Genomic DNA, 15,872 nt, shown 5'->3' with positions numbered 1-15,872 from the left:
GAAGGGCCGGACCCACCCACTCCGAACAGGACAGAAGGGGCAACACACCATGTCCGAAGAAGCCTTCATCTATGAGGCCATCCGCACGCCTCGCGGCAAGCAGCGTGGTGGCTCACTCACCGAGGTCAAGCCGCTCAGCCTGGTCGTCGGGCTGATCGAGGAGCTGCGCTCGCGCTTCCCTGACCTCGATGAGAGCCTGATCAGCGACGTCATCCTGGGCTGCGTCTCCCCGGTCGGCGACCAGGGCGGCGATATCGCCCGCACCGCGGTGCTGGCCGCGGGTATGCCCGACACCGTCGGCGGCGTGCAGCTCAACCGCTTCTGCGCCTCCGGCCTGGAAGCCGTCAACACCGCCGCGCAGAAGGTCCGCTCCGGCTGGGACGATCTGGTGATCGCCGGCGGCGTCGAGTCGATGAGCCGCATCCCGATGGGCTCCGACGGCGGCGCGATGTTCACCGACATCCCGTTCACCTACGACAACTACATCGCCCCGCAGGGCATCGGCGCCGACCTGATCGCCACCATCGAGGGCTTCTCCCGCGACGATGTCGACGCCTACGCGCTGCAGTCCCAGCAGCGCGCCGCGGCGGCCTGGTCGGGCGGCTACTTCGCCAAGTCCGTGGTCCCGGTCAAGGACCAGAACGGTCTGATCATCCTCGACCACGACGAGCACATGCGGCCCAACTCCACTTTGGAGAGCCTGGGCAAGATCAAGCCTGCCTTCGAGGGCCTGGCGGCCATGGCCGGTTTCGACGATGTGGCGCTGCAGAAGTACCACTGGATCGAGAAGATCAACCACGTCCACACCGGTGGCAACAGCTCCGGCATCGTCGACGGCGCCGCCCTGGTGCTGGTCGGTAGTGAGAAGGCCGGCAAGTCGCAGGGCCTGACCCCGCGCGCCCGCGTCGTGGCGACCGCGACCACCGGCGCCGACGCCACCATCATGCTGACGGGGCCCACTCCGGCTACCCGCAAGGTGCTCGACCGGGCCGGTCTCACCGTCGACGACATCGACCTGTTCGAGCTCAACGAGGCCTTCGCGTCGGTGGTGCTGAAGTTCCAGAAGGACCTCAACATCCCCAACGAGAAGCTGAACGTCAATGGTGGCGCCATCGCGATGGGTCACCCGCTGGGCGCCACCGGCGCCATGATCACCGGAACCATGGTCGACGAGCTGGAGCGCCGCGGCGCCAAGCGCGCGCTGATCACGCTGTGCATCGGCGGCGGCATGGGCGTAGCCACCATCATCGAGCGAGTGTAAGGAAAACCTATGGCAGAGAACACCATCCAGTGGGACAAGGATGCCGACGGCATCGTCACGCTGACGCTGGACGATCCGACCGGCTCGGCCAACGTGATGAACGAGCACTACAAGGAATCCATGCACAACGCTGTGGAACGCCTTGTGGCCGAGAAGGATTCGATCACCGGCGTGGTGATCACCAGCGGTAAGAAGACCTTCTTCGCCGGTGGCGACCTCAAGAGCATGATCAAGGCCGGCCCGGAGAACGCCGGTGAGATCTTCGACGAGGTCGAGGGCATCAAGCGCGACCTGCGCACCCTGGAGACCTTCGGCAAGCCGGTGGTGGCCGCCATCAACGGCGCAGCGCTCGGCGGTGGCCTGGAGATCGCGCTGGCCACTCACCACCGCATCGTCGCCGACGTCAAGGGTGTGCAGATCGGTCTGCCCGAGGTCACCCTGGGCCTGCTGCCCGGTGGCGGCGGCGTCGCGCGCACCGTGCGGATGCTCGGTATCCAGAACGCGTTCGTCAACGTCTTGAGCCAGGGCACCCGCTTCAAGCCGTCGGCAGCCAAGGACAACGGGCTGGTCGACGAATTGGTCTCCAGCGTCGAGGAATTGGTGCCCGCCGCCAAGGCCTGGATCAAGGCCAACCCCGATGCGCACGTGCAGCCGTGGGATGCCAAGGGCTACAAGATGCCCGGCGGAACTCCGAGCAGCCCGGCATTCGCCGCCATCCTGCCCTCGTTTCCGTCGCTGCTGCGCAAGCAGCTCAAGGGTGCGCCAATGCCCGCGCCGCGCAACATCCTGGCCGCCGCGGTCGAGGGTGCCCAGGTGGACTTCGACACCGCGACCCGCATCGAGAGCCGGTACTTCACCGACCTGGTCACCGGTCCGATCGCCAAGAACATGATCCAGGCGTTCTTCTTCGACCTGCAGGCCATCAACTCCGGTGGCTCGCGGCCCGAGGGCATCGGCAAGACCCCGATCACCAAGATCGGTGTGCTCGGTGCGGGCATGATGGGCGCCGGTATCGCCTACGTCTCGGCCAAGGCCGGTTTCGACGTGGTGCTCAAGGACGTCACCATCGAGGCGGCGCAGCGGGGCAAGGGCTACTCAGAGAAGCTGGAGGCCAAGGCTCTCGAGCGTGGCAAGACGTCGAAGGAGCGCTCCGACGCACTGCTGGCGAGGATCACCCCGACCGCCGATGCGGCCGACTTCAAGGGTGTCGACTTCGTGATCGAAGCCGTCTTCGAGTCGGTCGAGCTGAAGCACAAGGTGTTCCAGGAGATCGAGGACATCGTCGAGCCCAACGCGCTGCTGGGATCGAACACCTCGACGCTGCCGATCACCGAACTGGCGACCGGCGTGAAGCGCCAGGACGATTTCATCGGCATCCACTTCTTCTCTCCGGTCGACAAGATGCCGCTCGTAGAGATCATCAAGGGCGAGAAGACCTCTGACGAGGCGCTGGCCCGGGTGTTCGATTACACCCTGGCCATCGGCAAGACCCCGATCGTGGTCAACGACAGCCGCGGTTTCTACACCAGCCGCGTCATCGGCACCTTCGTCAACGAGGCGCTGGCGATGCTCGGTGAGGGTGTCGAGCCGGCGTCCATCGAGCACGCCGGTTCCCAGGCCGGCTACCCGGCCCCGCCGTTGCAGCTGTCCGACGAGCTCAACCTCGAGCTGATGCACAAGATCGCCGTCGCCACCCGCAAGGGTGTCGAAGATGCCGGCGGCACCTACACCGGGCATCCGGCTGAGGCGGTCGTCGAGAAGATGATCGAGATCGGGCGTCCGTCGCGGTTGTCCGGTGCCGGTTTCTACGAGTACGTCGACGGCAAGCGCACCCAGTTGTGGCCCGGCCTGCGCGAGACGTTCAACTCCGGTAGCACGCAGATTCCGTTGCAGGACATGATCGACCGCATGCTGTTCGCCGAGGCGCTGGAAACCCAGAAGTGTTTCGACGAGGGCGTGATCACCACGACGGCCGACGCCAACATCGGCTCGATCATGGGCATCGGCTTCCCGCCGTGGACCGGTGGCGCCGCGCAGCTGATCACCGGCTACCCGCATGGTGGCAAGGCCGGGTTCGTCGCGCGGGCCAAGGAGCTGGCTGCCAAGTACGGCGAGCGGTTCAACCCACCGGCCTCGCTGGAAAGCTAGACAGCGCAAGCAGAAGTCCCCGAGACGGTCTCTGTCTCGGGGACTTTCTGCGTTATGCGGCTCGCCCGTAGAGTCGAGTCCATGCGCTTCGGACTCTTCATCCCCCAGGGCTGGCGGCTCGATCTGGTCGGCATCCCCACCGAAAACCATTGGCAGGTCATGAGCGGGCTCGCGGCCCACGCCGACAATGGGCCGTGGGACTCGCTGTGGGTCTATGACCACTTCCACACCGTGCCGTTGCCCACCGACGAGGCCACCCATGAGGCGTGGACGTTGATGGCGGCCTACGCCGCCACGACCTCGCGGATCAAGCTCGGTCAGATGTGCACCGCGATCAGCTACCGCAACCCGGCCTACCTGGCCAAGGTGGCCGCCACCACCGACATCATCTCCGGTGGCCGCGTACAAATGGGTATCGGCGGCGGCTGGTACGAGCACGAATGGCGGGCCTACGGATACGGGTTCCCCTCAGCCGGGGTGCGGCTGGGCCGCCTCGACGAGGGCGTGCAGATCATGCGCGACGCCTGGCGCGACGGTCGGGTGAGCTTCGAGGGCAAGCACTACCAGGTCGACGGCGCGATTGTGGCGCCGAAGCCGTTGCAGCAGAACGGAATTCCGTTGTGGATCGCCGGCGGCGGCGAGAAGGTGACGCTGAAGATCGCGGCGAAGTACGCCCAGTACACCAACTTCACCGCCGAGCCTGCAGGGTTCAAGAGCAAGTCCGACATCCTCGCGGCGCATTGTCGCGAGGTCGGCACCGATTTCGGCGCCATCGTGCGGTCGGCGAACGTCAACGCGATCCTTGGCACCAGCGAGTCCGATGTGCAGCAGCGGATCGGGCGGGTGCGCGACCGGCTGGCGGGCAGCTGTGGCGACGGCGCCGCCGATGCGATGCTGTCGATGTTCAGCGCACCGGGTTCGGCGGCCGGCACGCCTGAGCAGGTGGTGGAGAGCCTGACGAACCTGCGGAACCTGGGCTGCGAGTACGTCATCTGCTACTTCCCGGAGGCCGCGTACGACCGCTCCGGTATCGAGCTGTTCGAGCGTGAGGTGATCCCCGCTCTCGCCTGAGGCGGCCCTACGTGCTGGCCGGGACGCCGAAGACACCGGCGATGGCCTGGGCGACGACCAGGAACTCGATCAGCCCGGCGGTGGTCACCAGCCCGACATCGGCGGCAAGGGGGCGACCGAAGGCGTTGAGGAGTCCGTTGATCGGATCGCCGTGGATCGCCTGCTGGATGCCGTCGAGGAACAACGTCACGTTGTAGGCCGGCAGCATGGTCACGATGGCATTGACGATGTCGGCCGTCGGCAGCAGTGCCGCATACAGCGACGCAGCGGCGTTCGAGATCGCCGACGCCACCGAGGTCGTCACGTTCTGGATCGCGGTGATGATGCCATCGGGTGTCGTGGGCAGGGCGATCGGGCCGAGGGTGGGCAGGTGGATGGAACTCATTTCCTGCCAGAAGGAGCCACCGGGCTGGAAGTCCGCGACGAAGTCGTGGATGCCCTGCTGGACGCCGGCGACGAGGGCCCCGACCACCTCACCGACGTCGATGTTCGGCAGGAATTCGAACGGGTGCAGCTGGTCGGCGAACCCGTCGCTCGACCAGCCCTGGTAAGGATCGCTGCCGTAGCCGAGGTTGACGATCACCTTCAACGCCGGCTGCAGCAGGTCGGCCAGCGGATTGCCGATCAGCGGTATCAGGCGCAGCGGCTCGAGCAGCGGCAGATTCTGGGTCGGGATGATGTAGTACTTCTGGGTGGGAGAGCTGCTCGGCAACAGGATGGCCTGATCTACCTGCTGCTGGGTGAGGTCGGCGTACTTGGTGTGGACGAACACGATGCCCAGCCCGGCGTTGAGGTCGGCCAGGAAGTTCAGCGGGTACTTGGGGAAATCGGCGAAGCCGTCGTACTCCTGGGTGTAGTTGACGACCGGGAAGCGGTCGTTGGGTGTGGCGCCGTAGAAGGTCAGGCCCAGGCTCGGCAGGGTCAGGCCGGGGAACCGGGACAGGAAGCCGCCGTTCGGGTTCATCTCGTTGCCGACCAGGACGAAGTTGATCGGTTCGCTGGTCGGCTCGGTGTTCATGATGAGCGACGAGATGATGGCGCTCTGTGAGTAGCCGAAGATCGTCATCGAGTTCTGCTGGACGATCTGCTGGTCGATCTGAGTCTGCAGGCTCGCGATGCCCTGGGTCACCGAGATGTTCAGCGGCAGGCTCTTCACGCCGGTGATGGGGTACAACCCCTCCGGCGTGGTGAGTTCGATGGGAATGGTCCCGTTCGGGCTGTTGGGCTGAACATAGAGCTGGTAGACCTTCAGGATGTAGTTCTCAGTGGGCACCGGCACGCCGCTGGGCCCCATGATGATCCCGATGTTCTGCGCCGCGGCGGCGGGCGCCCCCGTGCTCTGCAGTGTCGGGGTTTGCAGTGCCGCGGACGCAGCCGGCAGCGTGGTGCGCGCGGAGTGCGCGGTGCTGGTGAGCTCGCGCCGGGTGTAGGCCAGCACGGTCAGGTCCGTTGCCGGTTGGGTCGGTGCCGCCGGGCTGCCGCCGCTCGAGGAATCCCGGACGGCGGTGGTGACGCTGGCGGGAAGAGCGGAGATGGCCCTCGCGGAGACGGCAGCGGGGGAGACGACGGCCGGTTGTGCCTTGTGCGTGGCGGCGGCCTTCGGCCCGGCATGGGTGGCCGTCGAGCGCGCCGAGGAGGCGTGGGCGGCCGACGAATCCGAAGCATCCGCCCAGGCCACCGCGGACCCGCCGAGCGCGGCGGCGCCGATACCGGCGCCGATCCCCAGGGCGACCGCCAGACCACCGACCCGACCGATGACGCTTGCTGCTCTCACGGCACCCCCAATTGACAACGCCAACAATTAGTGCGAAGACTATCCCGCTCGGGCGCCGTTCACCGCCGGATGGCAGGGGTGTTGGAGAACGGACTCAGATCGCCGGGCCGAGTAGATCGTCGGCGTCGGTGATGACGTAACCGTAACCCTGCTCGGCCAGGAAACGCTGCCGATGCGCGGCGTACTCGGCATCGAGACTGTCGCGGGAGACCACCGAATAGAACACCGCGCCGCCGCCGTCATGCTTGGGGCGCAACAGCCGGCCCAGCCGCTGTGCCTCCTCCTGGCGTGATCCGAAGGTGCCCGAAACCTGAACGGCCACTGAGGCTTCCGGCAAATCGATCGAGAAGTTGGCCACCTTCGAGACCACCAGGGTCTTGATCTCACCGCGGCGGAACGCCTCGAACAGCGCCTCGCGCTCGGCGTTCTTCGTCGAGCCCTGGATCACCGGCGCGTCGAGTTGGGTGCCGAGTTCGTCGAGCTGGTCCAGATACGCCCCGATCACCAGCGTCGGCTCGCCGGGATGGCGGGCCAGGATCGACTTGACGACGGCGATCTTCGAGTGCGCCGTCGAACACAGCTTGTAGCGTTCCTCGGGCTCGGCGACGGCGTAGAGCATGCGCTCGTTATCCGTCATCGTCACCCGGACCTCGACGCATTCGGCGGGTGCGATCCAGCCCTGGGCCTCGATGTCCTTCCACGGTGCGTCGTAGCGCTTCGGGCCGATCAGGCTGAACACGTCGCCTTCGCGGCCGTCCTCGCGGATCAAGGTGGCCGTCAGTCCGAGCCGGCGCCGCGACTGCAGATCCGCGGTCATCCGGAAAACCGGAGCGGGCAGCAGGTGCACCTCGTCGTAGATGATCAGGCCCCAGTCCCGGCTGTCGAACAGCTCCAGGTGCCGGTACTCGCCTTTGGTGCGTCGGGTGATCACCTGGTAGGTGGCAATGGTGACCGGCCGAATCTCCTTGCGCTCACCGGAGTATTCACCGATCTCCTCTTCGGTCAGCGAGGTGCGGGCGATCAGCTCCCGCTTCCACTGCCGTCCCGCGACGGTGTTGGTGACCAGGATCAGGGTGGTCGCGCCCGCCTTGGCCATCGCCGCGGCGCCGACCAGCGTCTTACCCGCACCACACGGCAGGACCACCACACCCGAGCCGCCGGCCCAGAACGACTCGGCCGCCATCTCCTGGTAGTCACGCAGCTCCCAGCCGTCCTGCTCCAGGGTGATCGGGTGGGCCTCGCCGTTGACATAGCCGGCCAGGTCCTCGGCAGGCCAGCCGATCTTGAGCAGCATCTGCTTGACCCGGCCGCGCTCGCTGGGATGCACGATGACGGTGTCGTCGTCGAGGCGGGCACCCAGCATCGGGGTGATCTTCTTGTTGCGCAGGACCTCTTCGAGCACCGCCCGGTCCAGGCTGACCAGCGTCAGGCCGTGCGCCGGATGCTTGACCAGTTGCAGGCGGCCGTAGCGGGCCATCGTGTCGACGATGTCGACCAGCAGCGGCTGCGGCACGGCGTAGCGGGAGAAGCTGACCAGGGCGTCGACCACCTGCTCGGCGTCGTGGCCGGCTGCACGGGCGTTCCACAAGGCCAGTGGGGTGATGCGATAGGTGTGGACGTGCTCGGGTGCGCGTTCGAGTTCGGCGAACGGGGCGATGGCCGCACGTGCGGCGCCGGCCTGCTCATGGTCGACCTCGAGCAGCACCGTCTTGTCGGACTGCACGATCAGGGGGCCGTCGCTCATGGGCGATCCGCCTTCGCTTCTTGAGGGAAGGTCATGACTCCATTATCCGGCGTCCGCCGACATCACCGATGTGACGCGATGCACGGCGAACTCCCGCGGCCGTCCCTGCGTCTCGTCCCAGGCCACCAACTGCCCGCCGTTGACGCCCAACGGGCGCACCACCCGCTGGGTGGCCACCCCGGCGGCGTCGACGTAACCGATCACCACGTCCTTGTGTTCGACGGCGGCCTGCTGCAACAGCGCCATCGCGACGGCCGGGTCGAGGCGCACGTTGGCGAACGGCAGCGAGTCCACCCGGCGCAGCATCCCGACCACCGCGGCCAGCGTTTCGGCGCTCGGCTTGGGCAGCGACCGGAACACCCGGCGCTGCTGCGGCGCGGGCACCCGTGCGCCGCGCTGGCGGATGTCGACGATCGCGCCCGTCGAGTCCTCGGCGGCGGGGGCGAAGCCGGCCGCGCGCAACCCGGCCAGCATCTCGTTGATGGGTGCCTGGGATACCGCGACCGTCGGAGCCAGCAGCCGCACCTCCAGGTGCGCCAGGGCTGGGGCGGCTACCGCGCTGGCGAGCAACGCAGGGTCCTCGCAGCGGACGAACGACGACGCCATCCCCACCCGCAGCTGGCCGTGCCGGCGGGCTACGTCATTGATCAGATAGGTAAGCCCTTGGGGGACAGGGGTTTTGGAATGACTCTCGAAGAAGGTGTGCAGGGCGCCTGCGGTGCGGCCGGTGTCCAGTGCGTGCCGGATCGACTGCTCGCTGACCCGGTAGACCATCGCCGCACCTGCTGATTCGACGGTGGCCACGGCGGCCAGTTCGTCGGCCAGTTCGCGTTGCAGCGGACCGGGGACCACCACTGTCAGGTCGGCCTGGAGCAGGAAGTGGTCGATCGGTGCGGGCAGCACGGTGGCCATCGCCTCGATCGCGGCCTTCTCGCCGCGACTCAGCAGCGCGCGCGCCGGTGTGCTCAGGGCGCCGCGGCCGACAAAACCGAGCGAGTGGGCCTCGTCGAGCAGGTGGGCTACCGGGTCGGGCTGCAGGCGTGCCGCCCACCGTGGCCGGAGCCAGATCAGCAACTCCGAGGCGTGTTCGGCGTCCACGCCCGCACCGGGGGAAAGATCGGCCAGCGCGCCGAGCAGCAGCCGGCGATCCAGCGGTGCCGCGGTCGAGTACAGCGAATCCGACAGTGCGGCATAGGGTTTGCCGTCCTGGCCGCGGCTGCCGATCAGACCCGGCCGGGCCGGCAGATCCAGCCAGGTGCTGGCCAGCAGGTACCAGCGCTCGGCGGTCGCCGTTTCCAGGAACCGGTCGGCGGCTACCGTCGGCGCCCAATACAGGCCCGCGCCGTCCGGCGGCTCCGGGTCCGGCGTGCCACTGGCGATCAGCCCGGCTGCGGCCGACACCTCGAGGATGAGGCCGAGCCGCTGTTCGTCGATACCGGTCAGCTTGGTCAGCTTCTTCGCCTCGCGCACGCCGAGGCCGCCGCTGCGCAGCTCGGGAACCGGTGTGGCGGAAAGGGTTTCCAGCACGAGCTCGATCTCGCGGAGCAGGTCCAGCACCTCGCCGGCCGCCGAGGCGTCCGCGTCGGCCGCGGTCGTGGTGGTGACCACCGGGTCCGGTGGCACGAGGTGCCGCGGGCCGGGCAACTCGCCGCGCAGCACCTGGCCGACCTGACGCGGCAGGATCACGGTGTCCTCGTCGAGCTGGCGCAACAGGCCGGCGGCCAGCAACCGCGGCACCGGCCGGTCCGGTGGGGCCCCCGGAGCGGCATCGCGGGTACGGCCCACCGGCGATCCGGTCACCAGCCGCTCCACCAAGTCGCGCTGTGGCTCGTCGAGGCCGTCGATGGCGGCGGCGATCTCGTCGGCCGACCGGGTGGTGTCTTCGAGAATCGCCTGTCCGGGATACCAGGGCAGGCCCGCGGAAGCCTCCGCCGAGACCCGCACTGCGGTGTCTCCCCACGCCAGGACGCGCTCCCGCAGGCCGTCGAGGGCGGCCAGCACGGCGGACTCGGCGGCGCGGTCGCCGATCAGCGCGAGGAGTTTGGCCACCGGCACGGCCGCAGCCTCGGCATGCAGCACCAGCAGGGCGTCGAGCACCGCCAAGTGCAGGAAGTCCAGCTCATCGGTGGCGGCCTTCACCGACTGCCGGGCTGCGGCCCGGGCAGCCAGGGCCGCGATGCTGCCCGGCGCAGGCTGGGCGAGGTCCGGACGCAGTTCCAGCAGGCGGATCACCCGCTCGTCGGACAGCTCAGCCAGCCAGGCACCCAGCGGCGGCGCGGCCGGAGCGGAGGGTTCTGTCATTGATGACCAGCCTAAAACAGGTGGCTATGTGCGCACCTGCGCCGCAGGAGTGTCAGAATGATGCCGTGGCTGAGAAGACCAAGACCCGGTATGTCGACAACGGCTGGCCGACCCGCGACCCCGACGACCATCCAGTGAGCGAACTGGCGTCCGACCGGGTGGGTGCACTGTCCCCGTTCGGTGATGTCACGTTCCCGCTGCCGGCCTCTGACCTGCCCTACCTGCACCCGGTCACCGTCGTCAACCGATAGCGGTGAACAGCGGACCGCAGCGCCGCCTGTCGCACCTCGACGAGCACGGTGCGGCGCATATGGTCGACGTCTCTGACAAGGCATCCACCGTCCGCAGCGCCGTTGCAGCAGGAACCGTTCGTACCACCGCCGAGGTGATCGCGCTGATCACCTCCGGCGGGTTGCCCAAGGGAGATGCGCTGGCCACCGCGCGGGTGGCCGGCATCCTGGCCGCCAAGCGCACCAGCGATCTGATTCCGCTGTGCCATCCGCTGGCGTTGACCGGCATCGACGTCGAATTCACGATCGGGGCTGCCGAGATCGGCCTGACCGCATCGGTGCGCACTACTGACCGCACCGGCGTCGAGATGGAAGCGCTGACCGCCGTCAGCGTCGCCGCCCTGACGGTGTTCGACATGATCAAGGCCGTCGACCCGGCCGCACGCCTCGAGGAGATCCGGGTGCTGCGCAAGGAGGGCGGTAAGACGGGCGTTTGGACGCCGCAGCCGTGAGCCGCCGCGCCCGCGTCGTCATCGCCTCCACCCGCGCCGCCACAGGGGTCTACGAAGACCGCTGCGGGCCGATTCTGGTGGACTGGCTCGCCGATCGTGGGTTCGACGTCCCCGCCGCTGTGGTGGTCGTCGATGGCAACGCAGTGGGTCACGCCCTGCGGGCGGCCATCGATGACGGGGTGGACGTTGTCATCACCTCCGGCGGCACCGGGATCTCGCCGACCGATGCCACCCCGGAGGTCACCGTCGCCCTGCTGGACTACCAGATTCCCGGACTGGCCGACGCCATCCGGCGAGCCGGCCTGCCGAATGTGCCGACCTCGATCCTGTCCCGTGGTGTCTGCGGGGTGGCCGGTCGCACCCTGGTGGTCAACCTGCCCGGCTCCACTGGAGGTGTGCGGGATGGACTTTCGGTGCTCGCCGACGTCCTCGACCATGCTCTCGACCAACTTGGGGGAGGAGACCACAGCCGATGACACGCATCCTGCGGGCAGCGCTGGTCGACGGGCCGATCTCGCTGACCGAACACGAGGAACTGGTGGGCAACGACGCGGCGGGCGCGGTGGTCGCGTTCGCCGGCGTGGTTCGCAACCACGACGGCGGCCGGGACGTGGTCCGGCTGGAGTACTCGGCGCATCCGCTGGCCGAGCAGACCCTGTTCGAGGTGCTGGCAGAGGTAGCCGGAACGGCAACCGGTGTCCGCGCCATCGCGGCCAGCCATCGGATTGGTGCGCTTCAGATCGGTGACGCCGCCCTGGTGGCTGCCGTCGCAGCCGACCACCGGGGCGCGGCGTTCGAAACGTGCGCGCGCCTGGTCGACACCATCAAAGAGCGATTACCGGTGTGGAAGCACCAGTTCTTCGTCGACGGAACCGACGAGTGGGTTAACTCGGCCTGAGCTCTACTGGGCGGGTGCCGGAGCCGGTGCCGGAGCGCCCGGGACGAGAGCCGGAGCGTTCGGGTCAGCCGGAGCAGCGGGGCCGGGGGCGCCCATGGACGGGTCGTTGGTCACCGGGGTGGTCATCGGGCGCTGGGCCAGGGCCAGCAGGGCGTCACCCTTGCTGATCTCCTGGGTCTGGACCGCGTGCCACAACTCCTTGAGGTAGGAGACGTTCGGGCCGTCCTGATCGCCGACCGGCTCGCTACTGGTGCCCGGCGGCGGATTGTCCGGGCTGGACAGGTGCTGGACACCGTTGGGCAGCTGGATGGCACCGTCTGCGGCGGGCGCCGAGGCGACGGCGGTGGTGCCGTTGGCCGGACCGGGGGCAGGAGCCGCGGCCGGGTCGGCCGGAGCGGGGGCCGGAGTGGTCGGCAGCACCGGCGGAACCGACGGGTCGGCCGGAGCCAGCGGCACGGAGTGGATGGACGCGGCCTGCACGACGACGGTCTGCTCGTCGGCATTCGCCGGGGCCGCCACGACCGGAGTCTGCAGCGAGGTGTCGATGACAGGCTGGGCGGCGACGGCGTCGGAGGCCGGCGCACCCTGCTGCTGGGAGACATCGATGACCTCGAGCTGCGGCGCGGGTGCCGGGGCAGGCGCGTCGGGAGCGGGTGCGTCGAGGGCGGGTGCGTCAGGGGCCGGCGCGGGGGCAGCGGGCAGGGGTGCGTCCAGCGGGGCGGCATCGACGGGAGCATCGGGCAGCGGAGCGTCCAGCGGAGCTGCCGGAGCCGGGGCGGCAGGGGCGGGGTCGTTGACCACGTTGCGCGGTGTCGCACCGGACAGCCCGCGGCCGCACACCGGCCAGGCACCCTTGCCCTGGGTCGCCAGCACATGCTCGGCGATCGCGATCTGCTGATCCTTGCTGGCCATGTTCGCGGCGGGCGCGTACTGGGTGCCGCCGTGGGCCGCCCAGGTGCCGGGGGAGAACTGCAGACCACCCTGGTAGCCGTTGCCGGTGTTGATGGCCCAGTTGCCGCCGGATTCGCAGCGCGCTACCTGATCCCATTCGGAGTCGGGGGCGGCCTGTGCCTGGCCGGCAAGCGCAATGCTGCCGCCGCCGATGACGGCCCCGGTGAATGCAATCTTGGCGACGCTGATGGACGAGGAGGTGGGCTTGCGATGCCGTCCACTCATAGGTCGGTTAGTTCCTCTCTAAACACGCCTGCGAGGTCAGCTGTCGGGTTCGGGCTGGAGAGGTTGCCCGGCCTCGGCGTTCCGGGTGGAACGGCCTCGGCTTCACCCCAAGGAGCCGCGGGCGGCTCCGGGTCGATCTCGGTGGACCGGTTGGGTCCCCCGCCTCCATCCATGGATCTCGTTGGTCCCTCCGCTCCTCGGATGGAGCTCGGCGCTAGGTGCGGAGAGGGCCTGCCCTGGTTGAGGGGGCTGACCTGTTGAGGAACGGTAATGGCTGTGGAGAGAGTCGTCACCTTTTGCAAAAACAGGCGTTTCTGCTACTGGCAAATCTTAATAAAGGTCTAAATGCCCATGACATCGGGACGTTGTCCCTGCTGAATCAGGCACTTCCCCCCGGTTTGGCCATCTCGTGACCTGATCGTGATGTGATGCAAATCACGATCATCCGCCCGCGAATGGGGGTAGGACGTCGACTGTCTGCCCGGATCGCAGTCCGGCGGCCTTATTTCGGACTGCCACGCCGTCGCACAGATAGGAGCACCGCTGCAACACGCGTGCTAAGTCGTCACTGCGGCAACAGAGTTCGTTGATCACATCGGCCACCGTCGCGCCCGATGGCAGGGCGAGTTGGTCGCTTTCCGTGCCAGCCGCCGCCCTGGCCGCCGCAAAGAAGCGAACGGTCACCTCGACCGGCCGCGAAACCTCGGATACACCAGCCACCTCAGCCGCCGATCGCGCTCATCGGCCGCTGCGGCTGAACGAACCCGGGGTCGTTGATGCCGTGGCCGGCAGCCTTGCGCCACATCGCCGCGCGCCAGGCCGACTCGAGCGCGTCATCGTCGGCGCCGCCCCGCAGCAGTGCGCGAAGATCGGTCTCCTCGGTGGCGAACAGGCAACTGCGGACCTGCCCGTCCGCGGTCAACCGGGTGCGGTCACAGGCCGAGCAGAACGCGTGAGACACCGACGCGATGATGCCGACGGTCGCCTCGCCGCCGCCGACCCGCCACAGCTGCGCCGGCGCCGAGCCACGCGGTGCGGGATCGAGGGTCAGGGTGAACCGGGCCGCCAACGCTGCGTAGATCTGGTCGGCGCTCAGCGTGGCATCGCGCTGCCAGCTGTGGCCCGCGTCGAGTGGCATCTGCTCGATGATCCGCAGCTGGTAGCCGAACCTGAGGCAGTACGTGAGCAGCTCGACGGCGTCGGCCAGACCCGATTGCGGGTCCAGCACGGCGTTGACCTTCACTGGCCGCAGGCCGGCGGCCGCCGCGGCGGCCAGCCCGGCGAGCACGTCATCGAGCCGATCGCGCCGGGTGATCGCCGAGAACCGCTGCGCGTCGACGGTGTCCAGCGAGACGTTGACCCGGTCCAGGCCGGCGGCTGCCAGCCCCTCGGCGCGGCGCGCCAGCCCGATGCCGTTGGTGGTCAGCGCGATCTCCGGCCGGGGCCGCAGCGCAGCCGTGGCGGCGACGATCTCTTCGAGGCCCTTGTAGAGCAGCGGCTCACCGCCGGTGAAGCGGATGTTGGTGATGCCGAGCCGGGTCACCGCCAGGGCCAGCAGCCGGGCCAGTTCGTCGCGGGTCAGCAGGTCGTCGGCCGGCAGCCAGTCCAGGCCTTCGGCGGGCATGCAATAGGTACAGCGCAGGTTGCACCGGTCGGTCAGCGACACTCGCAGATCGGTCGCCGCCCGGCCGAACGTATCGATCAGCGGGCCGCGGGTGGGCATGCCCTCGGCAGATCCGGTGGCGGTGCGACGGATCGACGGCAGGCCGAGCATGGTGTCCGTCATACGGCTGCCTGGACGCTGTCGACCGGCACGATCTCCTTGCCGAGGGGAACCAGCGAGACCGGGACGAGTTTGAGGTTGGCCAACGCCAGCGGGATTCCGACGATGGTGATGGCCATGGCCACGGCGCTGACGATGTGGCCGATGGCCAGCCACAGACCGAACAGCAGGATCCAGATGACATTGCCGATCAGGGCGCCCGGCCGCGGGCCCGGCTTCTCCACGATGGTGCGGCCGAACGGCCACAGCGCATAGGAGGCGATGCGCAGCGAGGCGAACCCGAACGGGATGGTGATGATGAGGAGGAAGCAGACCACCGCCGCGAGCGCGTACCCGAGCGCCAGCCACAACCCGCCGAACAGCAGCCAGATGACGTTCAGGACCAGGCGCATGTCTCCTCCAGGGGTTAGGCCAGCCTACCTACTAAACAGGGGTGCTCGGCCGACTGTTCCCCGAGTAGGATCACCCACACGCGTCCTGCACCCGCGGGACGCTTCATGTTGTCACGGACCCGTTAGACAGAGCAGGTGAGACCAGTGCCGACCGGCAAGGTGAAGTGGTACGACGCCGAGAAGGGCTTCGGCTTCCTGTCCCAGGAGGAAGGCGAGGACGTCTACGTGCGTGCCTCGGCGCTGCCGGAGGGCGTGGAGGGTCTCAAGGCGGGTCAGAAGGTGGAGTTCGGGGTGGCTTCCGGCCGGCGCGGCCCACAGGCATTGAGCGTCAAGCTGATCGACCCGCCGCCGAGCATCACCCGCACCCGCCGCGAGGCCGCGCCGGTCGAGCGCAAGCACTCGCCCGACGAGTTGCACGGAATGGTCGAGGACATGATCACCCTGCTCGAGGGTGCCGTACAGCCGGAACTGCGTAAGGGCCGCTACCCCGACCGTAAGGTGGCCCGCCGGGTCTCCGAGGTGGTCAAGGCCGTCGCCCGCGAACTCGACGCCTGAGCGCGCTCGTTCACCGTCGCTTCACGG

Annotated in this window: 15 protein-coding genes and 1 riboswitch; of the genes, 8 read left to right on the top strand and 7 right to left on the bottom strand. The window is 68.4% G+C overall.

What is annotated here, in order from left to right:
• The first annotated feature begins 49 nt into the window (after positions 1 to 49).
• The 3 genes from G6N35_RS15125 (at position 50) to G6N35_RS15115 (ending at position 4,480) form a co-directional block, all read left to right on the top strand.
• Positions 50 to 1,261 carry an acetyl-CoA C-acetyltransferase gene (locus G6N35_RS15125; RefSeq protein ID WP_163804991.1) on the top strand — a complete coding sequence of 404 codons (1,212 nt, stop codon included), beginning with the start codon at positions 50 to 52 and terminating at the stop codon, positions 1,259 to 1,261.
• A 9-nt stretch (positions 1,262 to 1,270) separates the two neighbouring features.
• Positions 1,271 to 3,409 (top strand): 3-hydroxyacyl-CoA dehydrogenase NAD-binding domain-containing protein, encoded by a 2,139-nt coding sequence (locus G6N35_RS15120; RefSeq protein WP_163804990.1) that lies wholly within the window; start codon positions 1,271 to 1,273, stop codon positions 3,407 to 3,409.
• Positions 3,410 to 3,490: 81 nt separating this feature from the next.
• Positions 3,491 to 4,480: an LLM class F420-dependent oxidoreductase gene (locus G6N35_RS15115; RefSeq protein ID WP_163804989.1), complete on the top strand. Its 990-nt coding sequence runs from the start codon at positions 3,491 to 3,493 to the stop codon at positions 4,478 to 4,480.
• A gap of 7 nt (positions 4,481 to 4,487) precedes the next feature.
• Here G6N35_RS15115 and G6N35_RS15110 read toward each other — a convergent pair whose 3' ends face one another.
• The 3 genes from G6N35_RS15110 to G6N35_RS15100 all read right to left on the bottom strand — a co-directional run bounded on the left by G6N35_RS15110 (position 4,488) and on the right by G6N35_RS15100 (position 10,299).
• The gene (locus G6N35_RS15110; RefSeq protein WP_163804988.1) at positions 4,488 to 6,254 is read right to left on the bottom strand and encodes a PE-PPE domain-containing protein; all 1,767 of its coding nucleotides are present in this window, start codon (positions 6,252 to 6,254) and stop codon (positions 4,488 to 4,490) included.
• Positions 6,255 to 6,348: 94 nt separating this feature from the next.
• A complete protein-coding gene (locus tag G6N35_RS15105; protein ID WP_163804987.1) occupies positions 6,349 to 7,998 on the bottom strand; it encodes a DNA repair helicase XPB in 1,650 nt (549 codons plus the stop codon).
• 42 nt (positions 7,999 to 8,040) lie between these two features.
• Positions 8,041 to 10,299 (bottom strand): helicase-associated domain-containing protein, encoded by a 2,259-nt coding sequence (locus G6N35_RS15100; RefSeq protein WP_163804986.1) that lies wholly within the window; start codon positions 10,297 to 10,299, stop codon positions 8,041 to 8,043.
• A 65-nt stretch (positions 10,300 to 10,364) separates the two neighbouring features.
• On the opposite strand from G6N35_RS15100, the gene G6N35_RS15095 reads away from it, so the two are divergent.
• Genes G6N35_RS15095 through G6N35_RS15080 form a run of 4 tightly spaced genes read left to right on the top strand, consistent with a single transcriptional unit; the run spans position 10,365 to position 11,939 of the window.
• On the top strand, positions 10,365 to 10,550 hold the full coding sequence (locus G6N35_RS15095) for a hypothetical protein (RefSeq protein WP_246224321.1): 186 nt from the start codon (positions 10,365 to 10,367) through the stop codon (positions 10,548 to 10,550).
• Between the two features lie 2 nt (positions 10,551 to 10,552).
• Positions 10,553 to 11,041, top strand: coding sequence for a cyclic pyranopterin monophosphate synthase MoaC (moaC, locus tag G6N35_RS15090; RefSeq protein WP_407664551.1), 489 nt, complete (start codon positions 10,553 to 10,555; stop codon positions 11,039 to 11,041).
• Positions 11,038 to 11,517, top strand: coding sequence for a MogA/MoaB family molybdenum cofactor biosynthesis protein (locus tag G6N35_RS15085; RefSeq protein ID WP_163804985.1), 480 nt, complete (start codon positions 11,038 to 11,040; stop codon positions 11,515 to 11,517). The genes moaC and G6N35_RS15085 overlap by 4 nt, the downstream gene beginning before the upstream one ends.
• Complete coding sequence (locus tag G6N35_RS15080; protein WP_163804984.1) at positions 11,514 to 11,939, top strand: molybdenum cofactor biosynthesis protein MoaE; 426 nt, start codon at positions 11,514 to 11,516, stop codon at positions 11,937 to 11,939. Before G6N35_RS15085 ends, G6N35_RS15080 begins: the two co-directional genes overlap by 4 nt.
• A 3-nt stretch (positions 11,940 to 11,942) precedes the next feature.
• Here G6N35_RS15080 and G6N35_RS15075 read toward each other — a convergent pair whose 3' ends face one another.
• The 4 genes from G6N35_RS15075 to G6N35_RS15060 all read right to left on the bottom strand — a co-directional run bounded on the left by G6N35_RS15075 (position 11,943) and on the right by G6N35_RS15060 (position 15,290).
• Positions 11,943 to 13,115, bottom strand: a complete 1,173-nt coding sequence (locus G6N35_RS15075; protein ID WP_163804983.1) for a transglycosylase family protein — start codon at positions 13,113 to 13,115, stop codon at positions 11,943 to 11,945.
• A gap of 9 nt (positions 13,116 to 13,124) precedes the next feature.
• Positions 13,125 to 13,339: riboswitch (cyclic di-AMP (ydaO/yuaA leader) on the bottom strand.
• Between the two features lie 217 nt (positions 13,340 to 13,556).
• Positions 13,557 to 13,835 carry a MoaD/ThiS family protein gene (locus G6N35_RS15070; protein ID WP_163804982.1) on the bottom strand — a complete coding sequence of 93 codons (279 nt, stop codon included), beginning with the start codon at positions 13,833 to 13,835 and terminating at the stop codon, positions 13,557 to 13,559.
• 1 nt (position 13,836) lies between these two features.
• Positions 13,837 to 14,901: a GTP 3',8-cyclase MoaA gene (gene moaA, locus G6N35_RS15065; protein WP_163804981.1), complete on the bottom strand. Its 1,065-nt coding sequence runs from the start codon at positions 14,899 to 14,901 to the stop codon at positions 13,837 to 13,839.
• Positions 14,898 to 15,290: a YccF domain-containing protein gene (locus G6N35_RS15060; RefSeq protein ID WP_163804980.1), complete on the bottom strand. Its 393-nt coding sequence runs from the start codon at positions 15,288 to 15,290 to the stop codon at positions 14,898 to 14,900. Before G6N35_RS15060 ends, moaA begins: the two co-directional genes overlap by 4 nt.
• A 144-nt stretch (positions 15,291 to 15,434) precedes the next feature.
• On the opposite strand from G6N35_RS15060, the gene G6N35_RS15055 reads away from it, so the two are divergent.
• A complete protein-coding gene (locus tag G6N35_RS15055; RefSeq protein WP_163807695.1) occupies positions 15,435 to 15,845 on the top strand; it encodes a cold-shock protein in 411 nt (136 codons plus the stop codon).
• Positions 15,846 to 15,872: the final 27 nt, after the last annotated feature.

Source organism: Mycolicibacterium anyangense (genome assembly GCF_010731855.1).
Classification (GTDB): domain Bacteria; phylum Actinomycetota; class Actinomycetes; order Mycobacteriales; family Mycobacteriaceae; genus Mycobacterium; species Mycobacterium anyangense.
Note: the sequence above shows the minus strand (reverse complement) of the source record. Positions and strands in the feature narration are given on the sequence as shown.

Coding starts and splice junctions, on each gene's coding strand:
- G6N35_RS15125 (WP_163804991.1), top strand. CDS start 50: ATGTCCGAAGAAGCCTTCATCTATGAGGCCATCCGCACGCCTCGCGGC.
- G6N35_RS15105 (WP_163804987.1), bottom strand. CDS start 7,998: ATGAGCGACGGCCCCCTGATCGTGCAGTCCGACAAGACGGTGCTGCTC.
- G6N35_RS15060 (WP_163804980.1), bottom strand. CDS start 15,290: ATGCGCCTGGTCCTGAACGTCATCTGGCTGCTGTTCGGCGGGTTGTGG.
- G6N35_RS15075 (WP_163804983.1), bottom strand. CDS start 13,115: ATGAGTGGACGGCATCGCAAGCCCACCTCCTCGTCCATCAGCGTCGCC.
- moaA (WP_163804981.1), bottom strand. CDS start 14,901: ATGACGGACACCATGCTCGGCCTGCCGTCGATCCGTCGCACCGCCACC.
- G6N35_RS15080 (WP_163804984.1), top strand. CDS start 11,514: ATGACACGCATCCTGCGGGCAGCGCTGGTCGACGGGCCGATCTCGCTG.
- G6N35_RS15115 (WP_163804989.1), top strand. CDS start 3,491: ATGCGCTTCGGACTCTTCATCCCCCAGGGCTGGCGGCTCGATCTGGTC.
- G6N35_RS15120 (WP_163804990.1), top strand. CDS start 1,271: ATGGCAGAGAACACCATCCAGTGGGACAAGGATGCCGACGGCATCGTC.
- G6N35_RS15100 (WP_163804986.1), bottom strand. CDS start 10,299: ATGACAGAACCCTCCGCTCCGGCCGCGCCGCCGCTGGGTGCCTGGCTG.